The following is a 14072-nucleotide window of genomic DNA, read 5'->3' as shown; positions in this document are numbered from 1 at the left end:
AGAACTTTTACCATTCTATAAACCAGAGTTGGGTATTATTCAATACTTAGCAGTAAACAAGAAGGTATTTTACAAATGATGAAACAGTTTCAGGAATTGGATTAGATATTACAAAATAACCCTCCCTATTTAATCGGAAAGACAAATAATTGTTAACCTAAGGTTAATCAAATAAATAGATTAGTGTATTATTGAATCAATTTTTAGAATTTCTTTTGTAATTCTAATTAAATTGCTAAACTTGACTCTTAAAGCAAGAAATATACCCTATAACTATGCGATTATTATCACTTTTTTTAATGTTTTGGGCATTTAGTTCACCCCTATTTGGACAAACCCTACAACAAAAACTGAAAACGGCTCCTCTAGACAGCCAATTCGTCTATTTGAATTTGCAATCTAGAAACCAGGACAAGGACTTTAAGATTATCAGAAAGACAAATCTTGATATCATCCGTCAAAACGTTAAAGACTCCTTGAGCATTTATAAAAAGCAAATTTCCGGATTGAAAGGCGATGCGTCTTCTACCGAAGGTAGCCTACAGAGCCTACAAGATTCTGTAACCAACCTATCTGCTGCTTTACAAACTGAACAACAAAAAACCGACAGCATTTCTTTCCTTGGAATCCAATTTTCCAAGAGCTCTTACCATACCATGGTTTGGGTGATCATCATTGTGCTAGCGATTGCTTTATTTGGAATTTTAGCGGCCTTCAGAAAAGCTAAAGTTGACACTGAAGAAAGCAAACATACCGTAGATGAACTTCAGGAAGAACTTCAGACCCTTAGAAAAAAATCTATGGAAAGAGAACAACTTCTTAAACGTCAACTATTGGATGAACAGTTGAAAAGAAATTCTTAATTAGACAATAGACATAAGACGATATTCTTAGTTGTTTGAGGTCTAGAAATAATAAAAAAGCAGTGTTAACCGACGTTAACACTGCTTTTTTGGTTTAAAATCTTATTTTATTCTGACTCCTGTAACATAACAGGAAAATTTCTGACTAATTACACAGGTTAAGCCTAAAGCCTAAAGCGCATGAAGACATACTTCAATTTGCAGTGGAAGATTATCTGTAGATCGATGAAAGATTTCGGTCTTCCATGGCTATTGATTTTTCCTGCAATCGCATTGGTATATATCGCCTTTTTCTATTTACTAAGACAGTACCCCTATTGGGCAGCCTATCTCATATTCCTGTTGAATTTTCAAGCTTTATTTAGCCTTGCTGAATACCAGCGAAATGACTTCCTCAAGATGACCTTCAATAACCTGGACTATTATCTCATCAGGATCCTAGAAAACCTGATCCTTAGTTTTGGAACGGTCATTCTATTAATCATATTCGGCAAACTTAATCTTGCCCTTGTACTATTGGCCATTGCTGTACTTTTCGTTTTTGTGTCCACAAACAGCCTATGGTCTGGCACCTTTCCAACTCCGTTCAGGAAATACCCTTTTGAATTTATTATCGGTTTCCGAAGGACCTGGCTTCTGCTGATTATTTTATATGTCTTGGCATATATTGGTTTAGCCTATGGTAATCAAAACCTAGCACTCTTCTGCATGTTTTGCATCTGCATCTGTGGAACCCTCTATTATCAAGTCATAGAGCCAGGGATAATTCTTTGGAACCAAAACAGAAAACCAGTGGCGTTTCTACTCCACAAATTCACGAGAGGAATAATACAGTTAAGTCTTTTGTTATTGCCTATTGCGATTCCGCTCTGTGTTATCTTCCCAGAGGACATCACGAAGGCACTTATTGTTTGGGGTTTAGGTTTGTTCCTGATTCCCTTTGCTATCTGTCTCAAATATGCGGTCTTTCCAAGAAAGGTCAGTATTTCAGAAAGTATCGTTCTAGGATTATGCCTTGCCTTTTATCCATTGGTCCTGGTCATCATCCCCTACTATTATTACAAAGCCATCCAAAACTTAAAATCTGCAGCATGATAGAAGTAATTAACCTCAGTAAATCCTATGGCTCCAAGACAGTCCTCAAGCATATCAACGTGATCTTTGAGCCTGGAAAGGTCTACGGCATTGTCGGAGAGAATGGTTCTGGAAAAACTACTTTCTTCAGGTGCATGGCTGAAATGGAGGACTATGAAGGAAAAATCAAGACGGGCTACAAGGAAATCAAGAATCACCTCGGTTTTTTAACGGCGGAACCTTATTTCTTACCCAAGATCACCGGAGAAGAACATATCTATCTGATGGCGGATGCTCGGAAAATAAAGCTGAAAAACCTTCAGGAAAAGAATATTTTTAAACTACCTTTAAAGGAATATATCAGCCAATATTCTACAGGAATGAAAAAGAAATTGGCGATTATGGCCGTTCTCTTTCAACAGAATGATTTCATTATCTTAGATGAACCTTTTAATGGTATCGATCTGGAGAGTTCTATAATCCTTGAGGAAATCATCAAGATGCTTAAGAACAAAGGAAAAATTATCCTTATATCCTCACATATTTTTTCGACACTGAAGAATAGTTGTGATGTAATTTACCAGATTGAAAATGGACAGTTCTCCAATCCCTATTCTCCATCCACTTTTGGAGACTTGGAAGATGCTATGAAGAGTAAAATCCTACAGAATCACTTCAATAATTTTTCATTATAAGATTCCTGAACCCTAACCAGCAGAAAAATTAGGGGAATAGCTTTGACCTTATTCGAGACATATTCCGAAAATTCCGAAAATGGCTAGAATATTATTAAAGGTTTTCTCGAATGTGTCTCGAATGATTCTCGAACATGGTCAGGATATCAACCTAAAAAACAGCTGACACATTCAATTTAATCAGTCCTATTTGGTATTGGCTTTAAATAATGTTTGTCATAAACTGTAATATTCCTCTGTTTTTATTATATTATATGTAATTATAGATCAATAGAATTATAGTAGGATGTCTTATTACAGAAGCCTACTCGTAAATAAGAAATTATGAGAAATTCATTTTTATATACAGCATTTATATGCTGTATATTATTAGAAGTTTTAGTAATCTATTCTTATGTAGTAAAAAACATAAACACAAAAGAGTTCCTTCTTATAGGATTGAGCAATATTGGTGTTATATATGTTTTTATTTTAAATATTAGACATAATAACAAAAAGGCTAAAACCATTCTGAATGATAAGTGAAGGGGGCATGTACGTTTCTGTCTCATGACCCTGTCATCCTCAATCTTCGATTGAGGACCTGTACGCCAATACACACTTGATATGTTTGGTTCCGAGACCCTTCGTTCCTCAGGGTGACCCTGGAAAAGGAGAGCTTTTTCCAAAAGATCTCAGAACTATCCTTTCTTTATTAACAATGGTTTTCTCATATTACGATTTCGCTATGACCTTACTTCCCCCAAAAAAAAAACAAAAGCAGCAATCCGTAGATTGCTGCTTCAAGGTATAAACCGATTTGTAAATTGTTGCTGTTTTGATTAGGACTTGTTCGCTGCGTCCTTCAGATTATATTCAAGGTATCCACCTTTAGGGCTATCCACGATCAGCTTCGCTGAACTAGGATTTCCTTTTACGATCCATCTTACCTTCACGGAGCTCATACCATCAATAGTAGGTACTTCGATCTGCTGTGGCTGATACTTTTGCTCCAGCGTTTCATTGAAGTCAGCGTTCAATACCTGCATCCCTGTTACCACCTGTGCACCTTCTAATCGGATATGGTTAGGGCGTTCTATCTTATGTCTCACATCATGGTCTGAGTGTGTAGGAACAATCCTGGTATTCCAAATGGTTGCATTCACTTCATATAGATTACCACCAAGAGGTTTAATGCTGGATTCCATTACCTCCAATTTAGGCATGTGGTAAGCATGGTAAATGGTAAATGCGGCATTTCGGTGTGCATCCTCCATCAATAAGAAACCTGGGTGGTTACGAGTATAGTTTTTCTTAGCTCCACCGATCTCGATCTTACCATATTGCGGATGATCAAACTCTTTCCATGGCACATAGGCATCTCCGAACATCAAAAGCTTATCAAACTCATAATACTCATCACTGTTCCTTAGGCCACCTTCGGACTTTTCATTGAAAAGCTTGTAGGTAGTCATCAATTCATTGGAGAAAGTAAAGATACCACGGGTCAGGGCCAAGAAATCGATCTCGCCACCAAACACGGTATACAGATCTTTATGGATCACGATATAATCATAGCCCGGCAACATCTTTTCTCCGGTCTTTCCTAGGGCATCATATACCTGAACGTCTTTTCTTGAGTAGAACCTTTCATCATCTGCGGCTCCTGGACCACGCAGGATCATACCTCCGAAGTTGTGATACGATTGCGCTCCTGCGATATTCGGATGGGCATAGATAAATTTCTTGACAGCTTGCGTTTCAGGCAAGGTTCCTGGATAGTAGAGGGCACCACCCTGTACATAGTTTGGCTGCCAGTTCCATCCCCAGTCACGGTTAGGGTCATAAGTTCCTGTGATATCCTCATTGACCAATCCATCACCATCATTGTCAATCCCCTCAAAACCCAGCATTTCATATTCGCCTACTTCACCTGGTTTCACCATCAGCATACGGTTAGGATTTTCAGGATCGGCTTTAAACCTTCCGGTCTTGGACTTGCGGCGCATCATGACAATTTCGCCATCTCCATCCAAATCATCGTATAGATCTTCTGCTACCAGTCCATCGCCATCGTTATCAAATGGTCTTCGACCAGTCCTAGAGGAGTGCATGGTGTTCGGTTGGTAAATAAAGTATTCACGAGAATCTGGATTGATCGTTGGCGCGATGTAAAACACCTTATCCTTCAATAAATCTTTGATAAACGGGACAGTATTATAGTTTTCTAAGAGATACCATGCGGTGTACATGGATATTTCAGACCCTTGCAATTCATTGGCATGGATGTTACCATCGATCCACATTGCCGGTTTTCTTTCGGGTTTACCTTCCTTGAAATCCGTTACGGTCAGGACAAAGATGTCCCTGCCTTCATAACTTTTCCCAATAGACTCATATTTAATAAGGTCAGGATAGGCTTTTTGTAGGTCCTTATAGAACTGTTCCATTTGTTTAAGGTCGTGGTAACGGCTCCAATTCATTTGAACTTTAGGATTGGAGGGCGAACCAACAGCCCGTAGACCGGCGATCTCCTTGCTGACATCGTCGTTTTTCTTTTGGGCAAAGGCTGCCGAAACACTCAGTGCTAAGGCAAGTGATAATATTTTATATGATAGTCTCATTTCTTGGCAGATTTTATAGGTTAATATCTAGGGTTTTCTCACCGGCAGTTGGGCAACCAACAGTCAACTGTACTTTACCTTTTCCTTTGACCAACCAAGAGAAGGTATTGGAAGCACCAGCTTGAAGGGTTGGATAAAGTTGAAGGCGTTTTCCGCTTAGGAAAGATTGTCCTTTTTGCAATTCCATAATGGATTTCATTTTGGAAACATGCTTAATCTTATCTGCAATTTCCGGATAGACAGGCATGGCACCCGTATTGAAGACTTTCACTTCGATACGGTAGATATCATCGCCAAGATTGGTCACTTTCGGGCTTGAGAATTCCAGGCTGGCCAGCGAACGGGTCAATTCAACCACAAAGTTGCTGTGCATTTTTGCTGAAGCATCCAATAATGCTACGGGAGGGTTGTTCACAAAACGTTCCACGACACCACCGACTTCCACATCCTGATTTGGAAAATCCGGATGGTTAACCTTGGCCCATGGAAGGATTGCTCCTTGGATCCCTTGGTTTTTAACCCAGTTCACAAAACGGTCGGAGTTGTTTGTTGCAGGCACTTTCGGTCCAGCATTCTTCGTCGTATCCGAAATGGTCGGAATCCACCATGATGGCGTAACAAAGCTGAATTTACCTGTATGGTAATAAATCGTTGGACTTAGGTTTCCTTTACCAGCAGGCATTTTTGGAGCTTCTCCCATTGGTTTTACGGCATCATTATAGATCTTGCTCACAAATGCAGAAACTTGTGCATCGTTATTGGTCCAAGACTTCGTAATTCTTTCCGAAGCTTTTCTTTGATCGAATTGTTCAGGTACAGATAGATTGTTCTGCAAGCCGAAGTGCAATACGGCCGCAATTTGAGGATTTTCGAAGATCAAATCGATGATTGCCCTGGTTTCCGGCTCCGAAGCTGCATAATCCCCGGTTTCTGGTTCGAAAAATGGATAATCATAGGTAAAGTTCTTGTCCAAGTTGACACCTGATTTACCATCTTCCGAGATTACACCATCTTGATCTGCATCACGTCCTTCGGTATAAAGTTCATATGTTCCTGATTCACCTTTATTACGTTCAGCCAAAACCAGGTAATCGGCATTATTGGCATGGGAACGGTAAGGTCCTGCAGGCGTTTTGATCCTCATCTGTGAAATCAAACCATCTTTATTTAGGTCTACTTCAGGATCTTCATCGATCCGACCATCACGATCATTGTCTATGGTTCTGGCATTTCCAGAATACCAAGCTGCAGAACTGGAATTTCTTTTATAAGCATCTACATTTAGAACAGGAATAATCCAAATGGATTTATTGGCCAATAGTTCATTCAGTTGATCGTTAGGAAGGGCTAAGATCTGTTTGGCCACATTTAATGAATTGACCACTCCAGCAGGATGTTTTCCATCTACACCGGCAACAATCAATAATGTGGGTTTTGCAGTTTTTCCATTTTGGATTTTAATTAATGGGATATCTTCAGAACCAACCGACTTTCCGATGGAAGTTCTTTCCACGAGTTTGTTTGAAGATACATCTTGAATTTGTTTTGTCAATGCATCGAAATTGGGATAATTCCACTGTGCATGTACAAAAAACGGCATGCCGCAGGAGAGCAGCAAAATGATCCAGTATTTCATATATTTAGGTATTTAGTCTGTCGCTAAACTACTGAATTAGGTTAATAATTGAAAGGCATTAAGCAGATAATCCCATTTTTAAATGATTATTTAAAAAATTTGGGAATAGAATGAATGGGAAGCCTGAAAACAGGTTATTAGGCCATCATTTTTATCACAGCCCCTTGGATAACAATATTGTTATAATTGCGATTAGGGGTGGTTTTTCTTTAAGAAATCTGCAAAAAAGTTGGAATGATTAAACAGGTTTCATCCCTATGATATTCAAATTGCATTTATTCTAATACCTAAACTTCTCGTCTTTCAAGATTTGATTGAGAAAGCTAATAACAATATGATTTTATTATTCTGACTTTTCTTCCCTTCGGTCCTGGGCGGACTTATCTTCAGCGACACCGGCTTTCCAATATGAGAATGCGTAAAAATCTTTATTGGACCAACCTAGATTATCTTTGAAATAAGTTCGAAGATCTTTTACAGAACTGTACTCACAGGCTACATAAGCAAACTTCGATTGATCACTAGGTAGTTGCACCTCTTTAGCCAAAGTAGCTAATGTACTTCCTTTTTCTGGCTCTGGATTGATTAACCATTGAAATTCAAATCCGGGATGTTTTAGTTCTGGATGAAAATCATGCTCGGTTGGGATTTCTATCAAACAATACCCCTTAGCTGATGAAGGAAGGCTTTCCAGGATACAACAGATTACTGGAATTGCTGTCGCATCACCAATCAAAAGGTACCAGTCTACTTTGGGATAATGCACAGTTTCCCTAATTTTCATGGCAACCCCCAATTGATCGCCTAGGCCGGCCTTGCGAGCCCAAGTTGAGGCAGGACCGTTATCACCATGGTTTACAAAATCAATCGTAATTTCTTGCGTTTCGGGATTGTATTTCCGATGGGTATAAGTGCGGACAATAGGTTTCACGTCTTCATCAGGCATGACCCACTCCCCTTTTTGCGCATCAAAACTGGCAAATTGAACTTCCTTCTTTCCATGCGGAGGGATGAAGATCTTATTGTTTGCACCAGGTGTGCATTTATCAAAGTCTATCTCCTCATCTGATTTCAGGACCACGCGAATATAATGTGGGGTAATAGATTGTTTATCCGTTACCTTAAAAACATGTTTTGATATGATTGGCTTTTCCATTTTTTGTTATTGAATAAGTTTTACGATATCATCGACCATCAAATCCACTGATGTTATCCCCCCTCCGGAGATAAACCATACATTGGGGTCGAGATAAAACAGGTTATTTGATTTAAAGGCTTTGGTCTGTTTGATCAGTTGATTTTCCACTTCCTCTTTACTTGATTTCTTTCCTAAGACCGCAGCATTTCGGTCGACGATAAACAGATAATCAGGGTTGGCTTCAGCAATCAATTCATTGGAGACCCGTTGACCATGAACAGATTCATCCTGCAATTCAAGGACGGGCTTGATGCCTAGAACATCATGGATAAAACCGAACCTTGAACCTTTACCAAAGGCACTGAATTTTCCATTGTTGTAGATCAAGAACAGCGCTTGATGCGGATCCTGTTGGAATTTGCTTTGGGCGGCAAGAATTTTCTTGTTCAATGATTCCAATTTTTCAGTCGCCAACTCCTCTTTCCCATATATCTTTCCGATCAGTTTGACATTGTTCTCAAAGGAGGGAAGAAAATTTTTATTGTCAGTTCCGATAAAAACCGTTGGGGCAATCTCATTGATTTCTTGGTAAAATCTTTCTAGTCGGGTTGAAATAAAAATAATTTCAGGTTTTGTTGCAGCAATGGCTTCAAAGTCGGGTTCAATCACAGAACCCACGTCTGCCACATCGGGATTGTCATGGATGGTCTTCAGGTAGGAAGGAAGGAATTTCTTGAGTACCCCGACAGGCGTAATCCCTAATTCATTCATTGTTTCTAAAGCACCAATATCCAGAACAACGCTGCGTTTGGGGTTTTTGGGAATGATCTGTTTGCCCAATTTATGTTCAATATGTAGTGTGTCACTCACGACCTTATCGTCTTGCTTCGTTGAATTAGATTGGCAGGATAGGAATACAAAAGGCAAGATTAACATTGCCATGGATTGCCTTAATATATTGATGTACATCTTATTCATTTTATAGATTGAAATAGTTACAGATTTTTTTATTGTTGATTTCGATGATATTAAATTCAAGGTCAAAAATTTCATGCAGGATTTTCGCATCGATTACTTTATTGGTTTGATCATTATAAAGGATCTCTCCATTTTTCAGCGCAATAATTTGGTCGGAATATTGGGAAGCAAAATTGATTTCATGGATGACCATGATTACCGTTTTTCCCAACTCATCCACGAGCCTCCGCAGTGTTTTCATGACATGGACAGCATGCTTCATGTCCAGATTATTGAGGGGCTCATCGAGCAGGATAAAATCAGTGTCCTGGGCAATGATCATGGAGATGAACGCCCTCTGTCGTTGTCCACCACTCAATTCATCGATAAAGGAATCTTTTAATTCCATTAGATCCGAAAACGCGATGGCATCATCCACTTTCCTCCAGTCCAATTCGCTCAGTTTACCTTGGCTATAAGGAAACCGTCCAAAGGAAACGAGGTCCCGTACGGTAAGTTTCAACTCAAGGTGATTGGACTGCTTCAGGATGGATAGTTTTTTTGCCAATTCAGCTCCTTTATAGGAGGAAAGCTCCTTCTCATAGAAAGCCACATGCCCAGCATCTTGCTTAATCAAGCGACTTATTATTGACAACAAGGTACTTTTCCCAGCACCATTAGGTCCAATCAAGGAGGTGATCTTAGCTTGTGGAAAACCACCGGTAAGATTTTTCAACACTTCCTTTTTGCCATAGCGCTTGACTATCGCGTCAAAGCTTAACTTATTTTTTTCCTCGTCAACCATAGTAAATACATAAAATAAACACCGCCGATAAAATTGATAATGATACTGACCGTTGTGGTAAATCCGATGACCTGTTCCACTAGAAACTGCCCCAATACTAAACAGAGCGCAGAAATCACGGCACAAATAGGAAGCATATACTGATGTTTTCTTGTTTTAAAAAGTTCATAGGTCAGGTTACAGACCAGAATTCCAAGGAAAGTAATGGGCCCGACCAATGCTGTGGATACTGAAACCAATAGGGTGATACAGATTAGAAATCTTTTGACCATCTTGTTGTAATCGACACCAAGGTTAATGGCATGATCTCTTCCCAGTGCAATAACATCGAGGTATCGAAGGTTAAAACTGATATAGACGATGGCTGCCAACATGGTAATCCCGGCAATGCCCAATAACTTACTGTTCATCTTGGCGAAGGAGACAAACATGAAATTTTGTACCATCGAAAATTCATTGGGATCGATAAGAACTTGCAAGAATTGGCTCATGGTCAAAAATAAGGTCCCAAATACCATCCCAGTAAGTAAGAGATAGTACATGCTTCTTTTATTCTTACCAAACATCAAAAGATAGATCAACAAAGAAAATCCTAGCATCAGGATCACGGCATATAAAAAATTCTCCTGTTGATTGATGACTTGAAAAGTGCGATCTCCATAGATAAATACGATAACTGTCTGGAACAGGATAAAGATGGCTTCGTAACCCATGATTGAGGGGGTCAGAATCCTGTTATTAGTAATCGTCTGGAATAGGATTGAAGAATAAGCGACCGAACAGCCAACTATCAACATGCTAAAGAGTCGAATCGATCTTTTACTGATTGCGTAATTATTGGAAAGGTCAATGTTAAAGAACAGGAATAAGGCAATTACTATTAGTAATAGGCCTAGCAATATAGAAAATTTGAGGATTGGCTTCATGGTCTTATTTCTTTTTAAGGATTAAGATCAAGAATACAATTCCACCTATTATGCCCACTGTCATCCCAATTGGCACTTCATAAGGAAAGACAATCAACCGACTGATCAAGTCGCATACGATGAGAAATACTGCGCCCACGTAAGCTATTATTGGGAGAATCTTTCTAAGGTTATCGCCAAAGACCATACTCACCAAGTTTGGTATGATCAGCCCCAGAAATGGAATAGCTCCAACGGTAAGCACGGAAGAACTCACCACGATAGAGACTGTAAACAAGCCTATATAGACAATAGTATTATAGGAAAGTCCCAAATTCTTGGCAAAGCTCTCGCCCATACCCGCAATGGTAAAACGTTCGGCAAACAGATAGACCAAGATAACCGCTGGAAGAATGATATAGATAGCTTCATATTGTCCTTGCATCACAGAGGAAAAATCTCCGAGCAGCCACTCTTGCGTACTTTGCACTATACCTTTTTCATAAGCGAAAAAGGTTGAAATGGCACTGAGGATACTTCCAAACATCAATCCTACAAGCGGAATAAATACAGTGCTGCGCAGCTTGATCTTGCTGATAAAATAGATGAACAGGAAAGAGGTAAAGAATGTAAAGAGCAAGGCAAAGATCATCCTAATGGTCAAGGAGGATTGCGGAAAAAGGATCAAGGCGCTCAATATCCCCATTTTTGCGGCCTCCAAAGACCCAGAAGTAGTTGGCGAAACAAACCTATTTTGCGATAATTGTTGGAGGATAAAACCAGATATACTCAATCCTGCTCCTACCAATACCAAGGCCAAAGTTCTAGGAATTCGGCTGATCAGAAAGAACAGCATCTTTTCACTATCCGAGGAAAGATCGGAATAATGGATATCCTTCACACCTGTAAACAGGGATATCCAGATTAAAACTAAAACAACCCCTATGGAAATGATCCATAGCAGGTATTTATTCTTCAATAAACTCAATTTCTCCAACTCCTTACAGCATTTCAACGGCTCTCTTTAAACCGAAAAAAATGCTATGCTAAAAAATGAAACTATGCCCTGATCCATCAGGTTCAGGACATAGCAATCATCAAGATTTTATTAATTTATTTTTGTGATGGTATCGCCATTCTTGTCGACCTCCACGGGCTGACCTTCCACTGGTCTACCACCTTTGGTTTTGTTGATGACAAAGGCCTCTCCTGATTTAGGATCGATCTTTACATGATTAGGACGAGAACCAGTAGGCAGATCCGCTACTACCTCTAATGTCTTGGCATCGATAATACTCGTGGTGCCAGTTTGGCGATTGGCAGAATAAATTCTGTTTTTCACTTTATCAAAGGCTATCCCTATGGCACCATCCCCCGTTGGGATACTCTTGATCAAATTACCATCAGGACCTAAAACCGTTACAGTGCCAGACTTTTGGTTGGTAACAAATAGGCGCTCTCCATCCGAAGTAATATTTACCGGTGCTTCACCAGCTGATGGAAACTGCTTTTCAACTTTTTTACTTTTTACATCGACAACGTAAATGGAATTATCACCAATAACGGACACATAGATCTTGTCCGTTCCTTTCAGGAAAGTCATGCCAGTGGCTGTTTTCCCAAGGTTGTCCAAAGAATGGGAATAGGTATTCGTTTTTCCATCAATGACCCAGATATTACTAGGATCACCTACATCAGATACGTAGATCAGGTTATTTTCTTCATCAACCAATACCTCACGGGTATGGGATTCTTCGGCTCCATTTTTAATGGTTGCCAATAACTTTCCAGATTTTAGGTCCACGGCACTTACCGAATTCGTTCTTGTATTTGTGGTATAGGCAATCTGGGTTTTATTATTGATTCCAATTCCGAATGGGGGGTTTTCTTTTAGACTGATGCTATCCACAATAGCCAAATCTTTGGGGTTAATTTTATAGATTGCACCGCCTGGATTAGCTCTAGAACCAGCTGAAGTCACGTAGATATGTCCATCGTTTGTATTGATTACCGCTTCATAAACGCCTGTTCCAGCATGAGAAGATTTCACTACCTGTTGGCCAAAAGCCAAAGTACCACAAAAGAATAACCCTGTACTGAGGAATAGAGCTTTTGAAATGATTGAGCACTTGTGATTGAAGTTAATTGTGTTCATAGTTACTTATTTATATATATGGAGTTAATTCTTGATTTCCAGTGCAAGTAAAATTCTTCGAAAGCTTTTTGCCAGTAATAGGCTCCATGTTTACCTTCAGGATTGATATTGAGTGTTAATTTTCCAGGAAAAATATCTTTTATCCAATTGAAATAGCGATCGAGGTCAATTTTCATATTATTATGGGAGTCCATCATCCGAAAGCGCCTTTCCCGATCACCCATATAGAAATAGATTTCTTGGTCAGATCGATCCGTGCCTTTTTTAAGCATGCTTTCAGAATAGCTGTATAGATTTGACTCGTCCATCCAGATAGATGGGGAAAAAACAGCGGTAGTACCGAACACTCCAGGATATTTCAGCCCGGCATACAGCGTTAACAGGCCTGCTATGGAACTACCGACCATGGCGGTATTCCATGGGTCGGAAAGAGTCCTATAATTGCTATCCACAAATGGTTTTAAGGTATGGACAATATCTTCGAGGTACAGCCATCCCAAAGGATTCTTAGTCCCCTGAACGGGATGCACAAGGTATTCTTGTTGTCTTAACTCATAATTCTTTGCATGATCTATGGCGACTACGATTGTAGACGGATCAATTTCATCCAGGAATTCATCCACCATCCATTCTACAGGTCCTGATCGACCAATCGATCGAGCTTCATCGAAAAGATGCTGCCCATCATGCATATAAATGGTTGGATAATGCTTGTCAGTATGGAAATAATCTTTGGGTAAGTAGATCATAACCTTTCGATATACATTCAAATCTGGAAAATAGAAATGTTCATCCAGGATATGCACCTGTTTACTCGCAGTTGATTTGGGGAAAAGGTCCCGCCAAGATTCTATCTCTAAATTGATTTCTGAGTCTCTTTGTACCTTGAATACTTGAGGCGATTTCAGTTTGCCGTTTTGTGTAGCTTCGAGTGTTTGCCAATTGCCACGAGTAATTTTCAGTTCAAGTTCTCCGCTTGGTACTTCGGGCAGCAGGTATTGGACAGACTGCCCCTTTTCAGGGATTGTTCCTACCAATAAATGATCGGTATCCCAATTATTGAAAGTTCCAGCAAGGAACAATGGATCACCAACAAATTGGTCGCAATTGTTCAGAATGTTTACTGTTATCTCAATGATTTTTTTGGGCATAGTTAAATGTTTGCATTTAGCATTTTGACTCGGAGCTAAATTAGATAGATTCTAAATAAATGACAAACTTTATTTAAACTAATTATAAAT

At 39.4% G+C, this 14072-nt stretch carries 12 protein-coding genes; 3 read left to right on the top strand and 9 right to left on the bottom strand.

Features of this window, described 5'->3' with window-relative positions:
- Window positions 1-299 precede the first annotated feature (299 nt).
- The 3 genes from ACWICE_RS15350 (at window position 300) to ACWICE_RS15340 (ending at window position 2632) form a co-directional block, all read left to right on the top strand.
- On the top strand, window positions 300-863 hold the full coding sequence (locus ACWICE_RS15350) for a hypothetical protein (protein ID WP_185213417.1): 564 nt from the start codon (window positions 300-302) through the stop codon (window positions 861-863).
- Window positions 864-1043: 180 nt separating this feature from the next.
- Window positions 1044-1958 (top strand): hypothetical protein, encoded by a 915-nt coding sequence (locus ACWICE_RS15345; protein ID WP_454298715.1) that lies wholly within the window; start codon window positions 1044-1046, stop codon window positions 1956-1958.
- On the top strand, window positions 1955-2632 hold the full coding sequence (locus ACWICE_RS15340; RefSeq protein WP_454298714.1) for an ATP-binding cassette domain-containing protein: 678 nt from the start codon (window positions 1955-1957) through the stop codon (window positions 2630-2632). The genes ACWICE_RS15345 and ACWICE_RS15340 overlap by 4 nt, the downstream gene beginning before the upstream one ends.
- A gap of 821 nt (window positions 2633-3453) precedes the next feature.
- Here the strand turns inward: ACWICE_RS15340 and ACWICE_RS15335 are convergent.
- The 9 genes from ACWICE_RS15335 to ACWICE_RS15295 all read right to left on the bottom strand — a co-directional run bounded on the left by ACWICE_RS15335 (window position 3454) and on the right by ACWICE_RS15295 (window position 13982).
- The gene (locus tag ACWICE_RS15335) at window positions 3454-5235 is read right to left on the bottom strand and encodes a M14 family metallopeptidase (protein ID WP_185213414.1); all 1782 of its coding nucleotides are present in this window, start codon (window positions 5233-5235) and stop codon (window positions 3454-3456) included.
- Window positions 5236-5248: 13 nt separating this feature from the next.
- Complete coding sequence (locus tag ACWICE_RS15330; RefSeq protein WP_454298713.1) at window positions 5249-6871, bottom strand: M14 family zinc carboxypeptidase; 1623 nt, start codon at window positions 6869-6871, stop codon at window positions 5249-5251.
- Between the two features lie 343 nt (window positions 6872-7214).
- Window positions 7215-8027 carry a siderophore-interacting protein gene (locus ACWICE_RS15325; RefSeq protein WP_254529519.1) on the bottom strand — a complete coding sequence of 271 codons (813 nt, stop codon included), beginning with the start codon at window positions 8025-8027 and terminating at the stop codon, window positions 7215-7217.
- 6 nt (window positions 8028-8033) lie between these two features.
- Entirely contained in the window at window positions 8034-8987 is a 954-nt protein-coding gene (locus ACWICE_RS15320; protein WP_454298712.1) for a siderophore ABC transporter substrate-binding protein, read from the bottom strand.
- A 1-nt stretch (window position 8988) separates the two neighbouring features.
- A complete protein-coding gene (locus ACWICE_RS15315; protein WP_313261741.1) occupies window positions 8989-9771 on the bottom strand; it encodes an iron ABC transporter ATP-binding protein in 783 nt (260 codons plus the stop codon).
- Window positions 9744-10568: an iron chelate uptake ABC transporter family permease subunit gene (locus ACWICE_RS15310; RefSeq protein WP_454298747.1), complete on the bottom strand. Its 825-nt coding sequence runs from the start codon at window positions 10566-10568 to the stop codon at window positions 9744-9746. Before ACWICE_RS15310 ends, ACWICE_RS15315 begins: the two co-directional genes overlap by 28 nt.
- A 133-nt stretch (window positions 10569-10701) precedes the next feature.
- Complete coding sequence (locus ACWICE_RS15305) at window positions 10702-11691, bottom strand: ABC transporter permease (RefSeq protein ID WP_454298711.1); 990 nt, start codon at window positions 11689-11691, stop codon at window positions 10702-10704.
- A 93-nt stretch (window positions 11692-11784) separates the two neighbouring features.
- Window positions 11785-12831: a YncE family protein gene (locus ACWICE_RS15300; RefSeq protein ID WP_313261735.1), complete on the bottom strand. Its 1047-nt coding sequence runs from the start codon at window positions 12829-12831 to the stop codon at window positions 11785-11787.
- A 2-nt stretch (window positions 12832-12833) separates the two neighbouring features.
- A complete protein-coding gene (locus tag ACWICE_RS15295) occupies window positions 12834-13982 on the bottom strand; it encodes an alpha/beta hydrolase (protein ID WP_454298710.1) in 1149 nt (382 codons plus the stop codon).
- Window positions 13983-14072 lie beyond the last annotated feature (90 nt).

This window comes from Sphingobacterium sp. NPDC055346 (genome assembly GCF_053645235.1).
This window is presented reverse-complemented; position numbering and strand designations above follow the sequence as displayed.

Bases quoted from the DNA above. Each gene is read 5' to 3' on its own strand.
- ACWICE_RS15350 (WP_185213417.1), top strand. From the start codon at position 300: ATGTTTTGGGCATTTAGTTCACCCCTATTTGGACAAACCCTACAACAA.
- ACWICE_RS15345 (WP_454298715.1), top strand. From the start codon at position 1,044: ATGAAGACATACTTCAATTTGCAGTGGAAGATTATCTGTAGATCGATG.
- ACWICE_RS15340 (WP_454298714.1), top strand. From the start codon at position 1,955: ATGATAGAAGTAATTAACCTCAGTAAATCCTATGGCTCCAAGACAGTC.
- ACWICE_RS15335 (WP_185213414.1), bottom strand. From the start codon at position 5,235: ATGAGACTATCATATAAAATATTATCACTTGCCTTAGCACTGAGTGTT.
- ACWICE_RS15330 (WP_454298713.1), bottom strand. From the start codon at position 6,871: ATGAAATACTGGATCATTTTGCTGCTCTCCTGCGGCATGCCGTTTTTT.
- ACWICE_RS15325 (WP_254529519.1), bottom strand. From the start codon at position 8,027: ATGGAAAAGCCAATCATATCAAAACATGTTTTTAAGGTAACGGATAAA.
- ACWICE_RS15320 (WP_454298712.1), bottom strand. From the start codon at position 8,987: ATGAATAAGATGTACATCAATATATTAAGGCAATCCATGGCAATGTTA.
- ACWICE_RS15315 (WP_313261741.1), bottom strand. From the start codon at position 9,771: ATGGTTGACGAGGAAAAAAATAAGTTAAGCTTTGACGCGATAGTCAAG.
- ACWICE_RS15310 (WP_454298747.1), bottom strand. From the start codon at position 10,568: ATGTTGATAGTTGGCTGTTCGGTCGCTTATTCTTCAATCCTATTCCAG.
- ACWICE_RS15300 (WP_313261735.1), bottom strand. From the start codon at position 12,831: ATGAACACAATTAACTTCAATCACAAGTGCTCAATCATTTCAAAAGCT.
- ACWICE_RS15295 (WP_454298710.1), bottom strand. From the start codon at position 13,982: ATGCCCAAAAAAATCATTGAGATAACAGTAAACATTCTGAACAATTGC.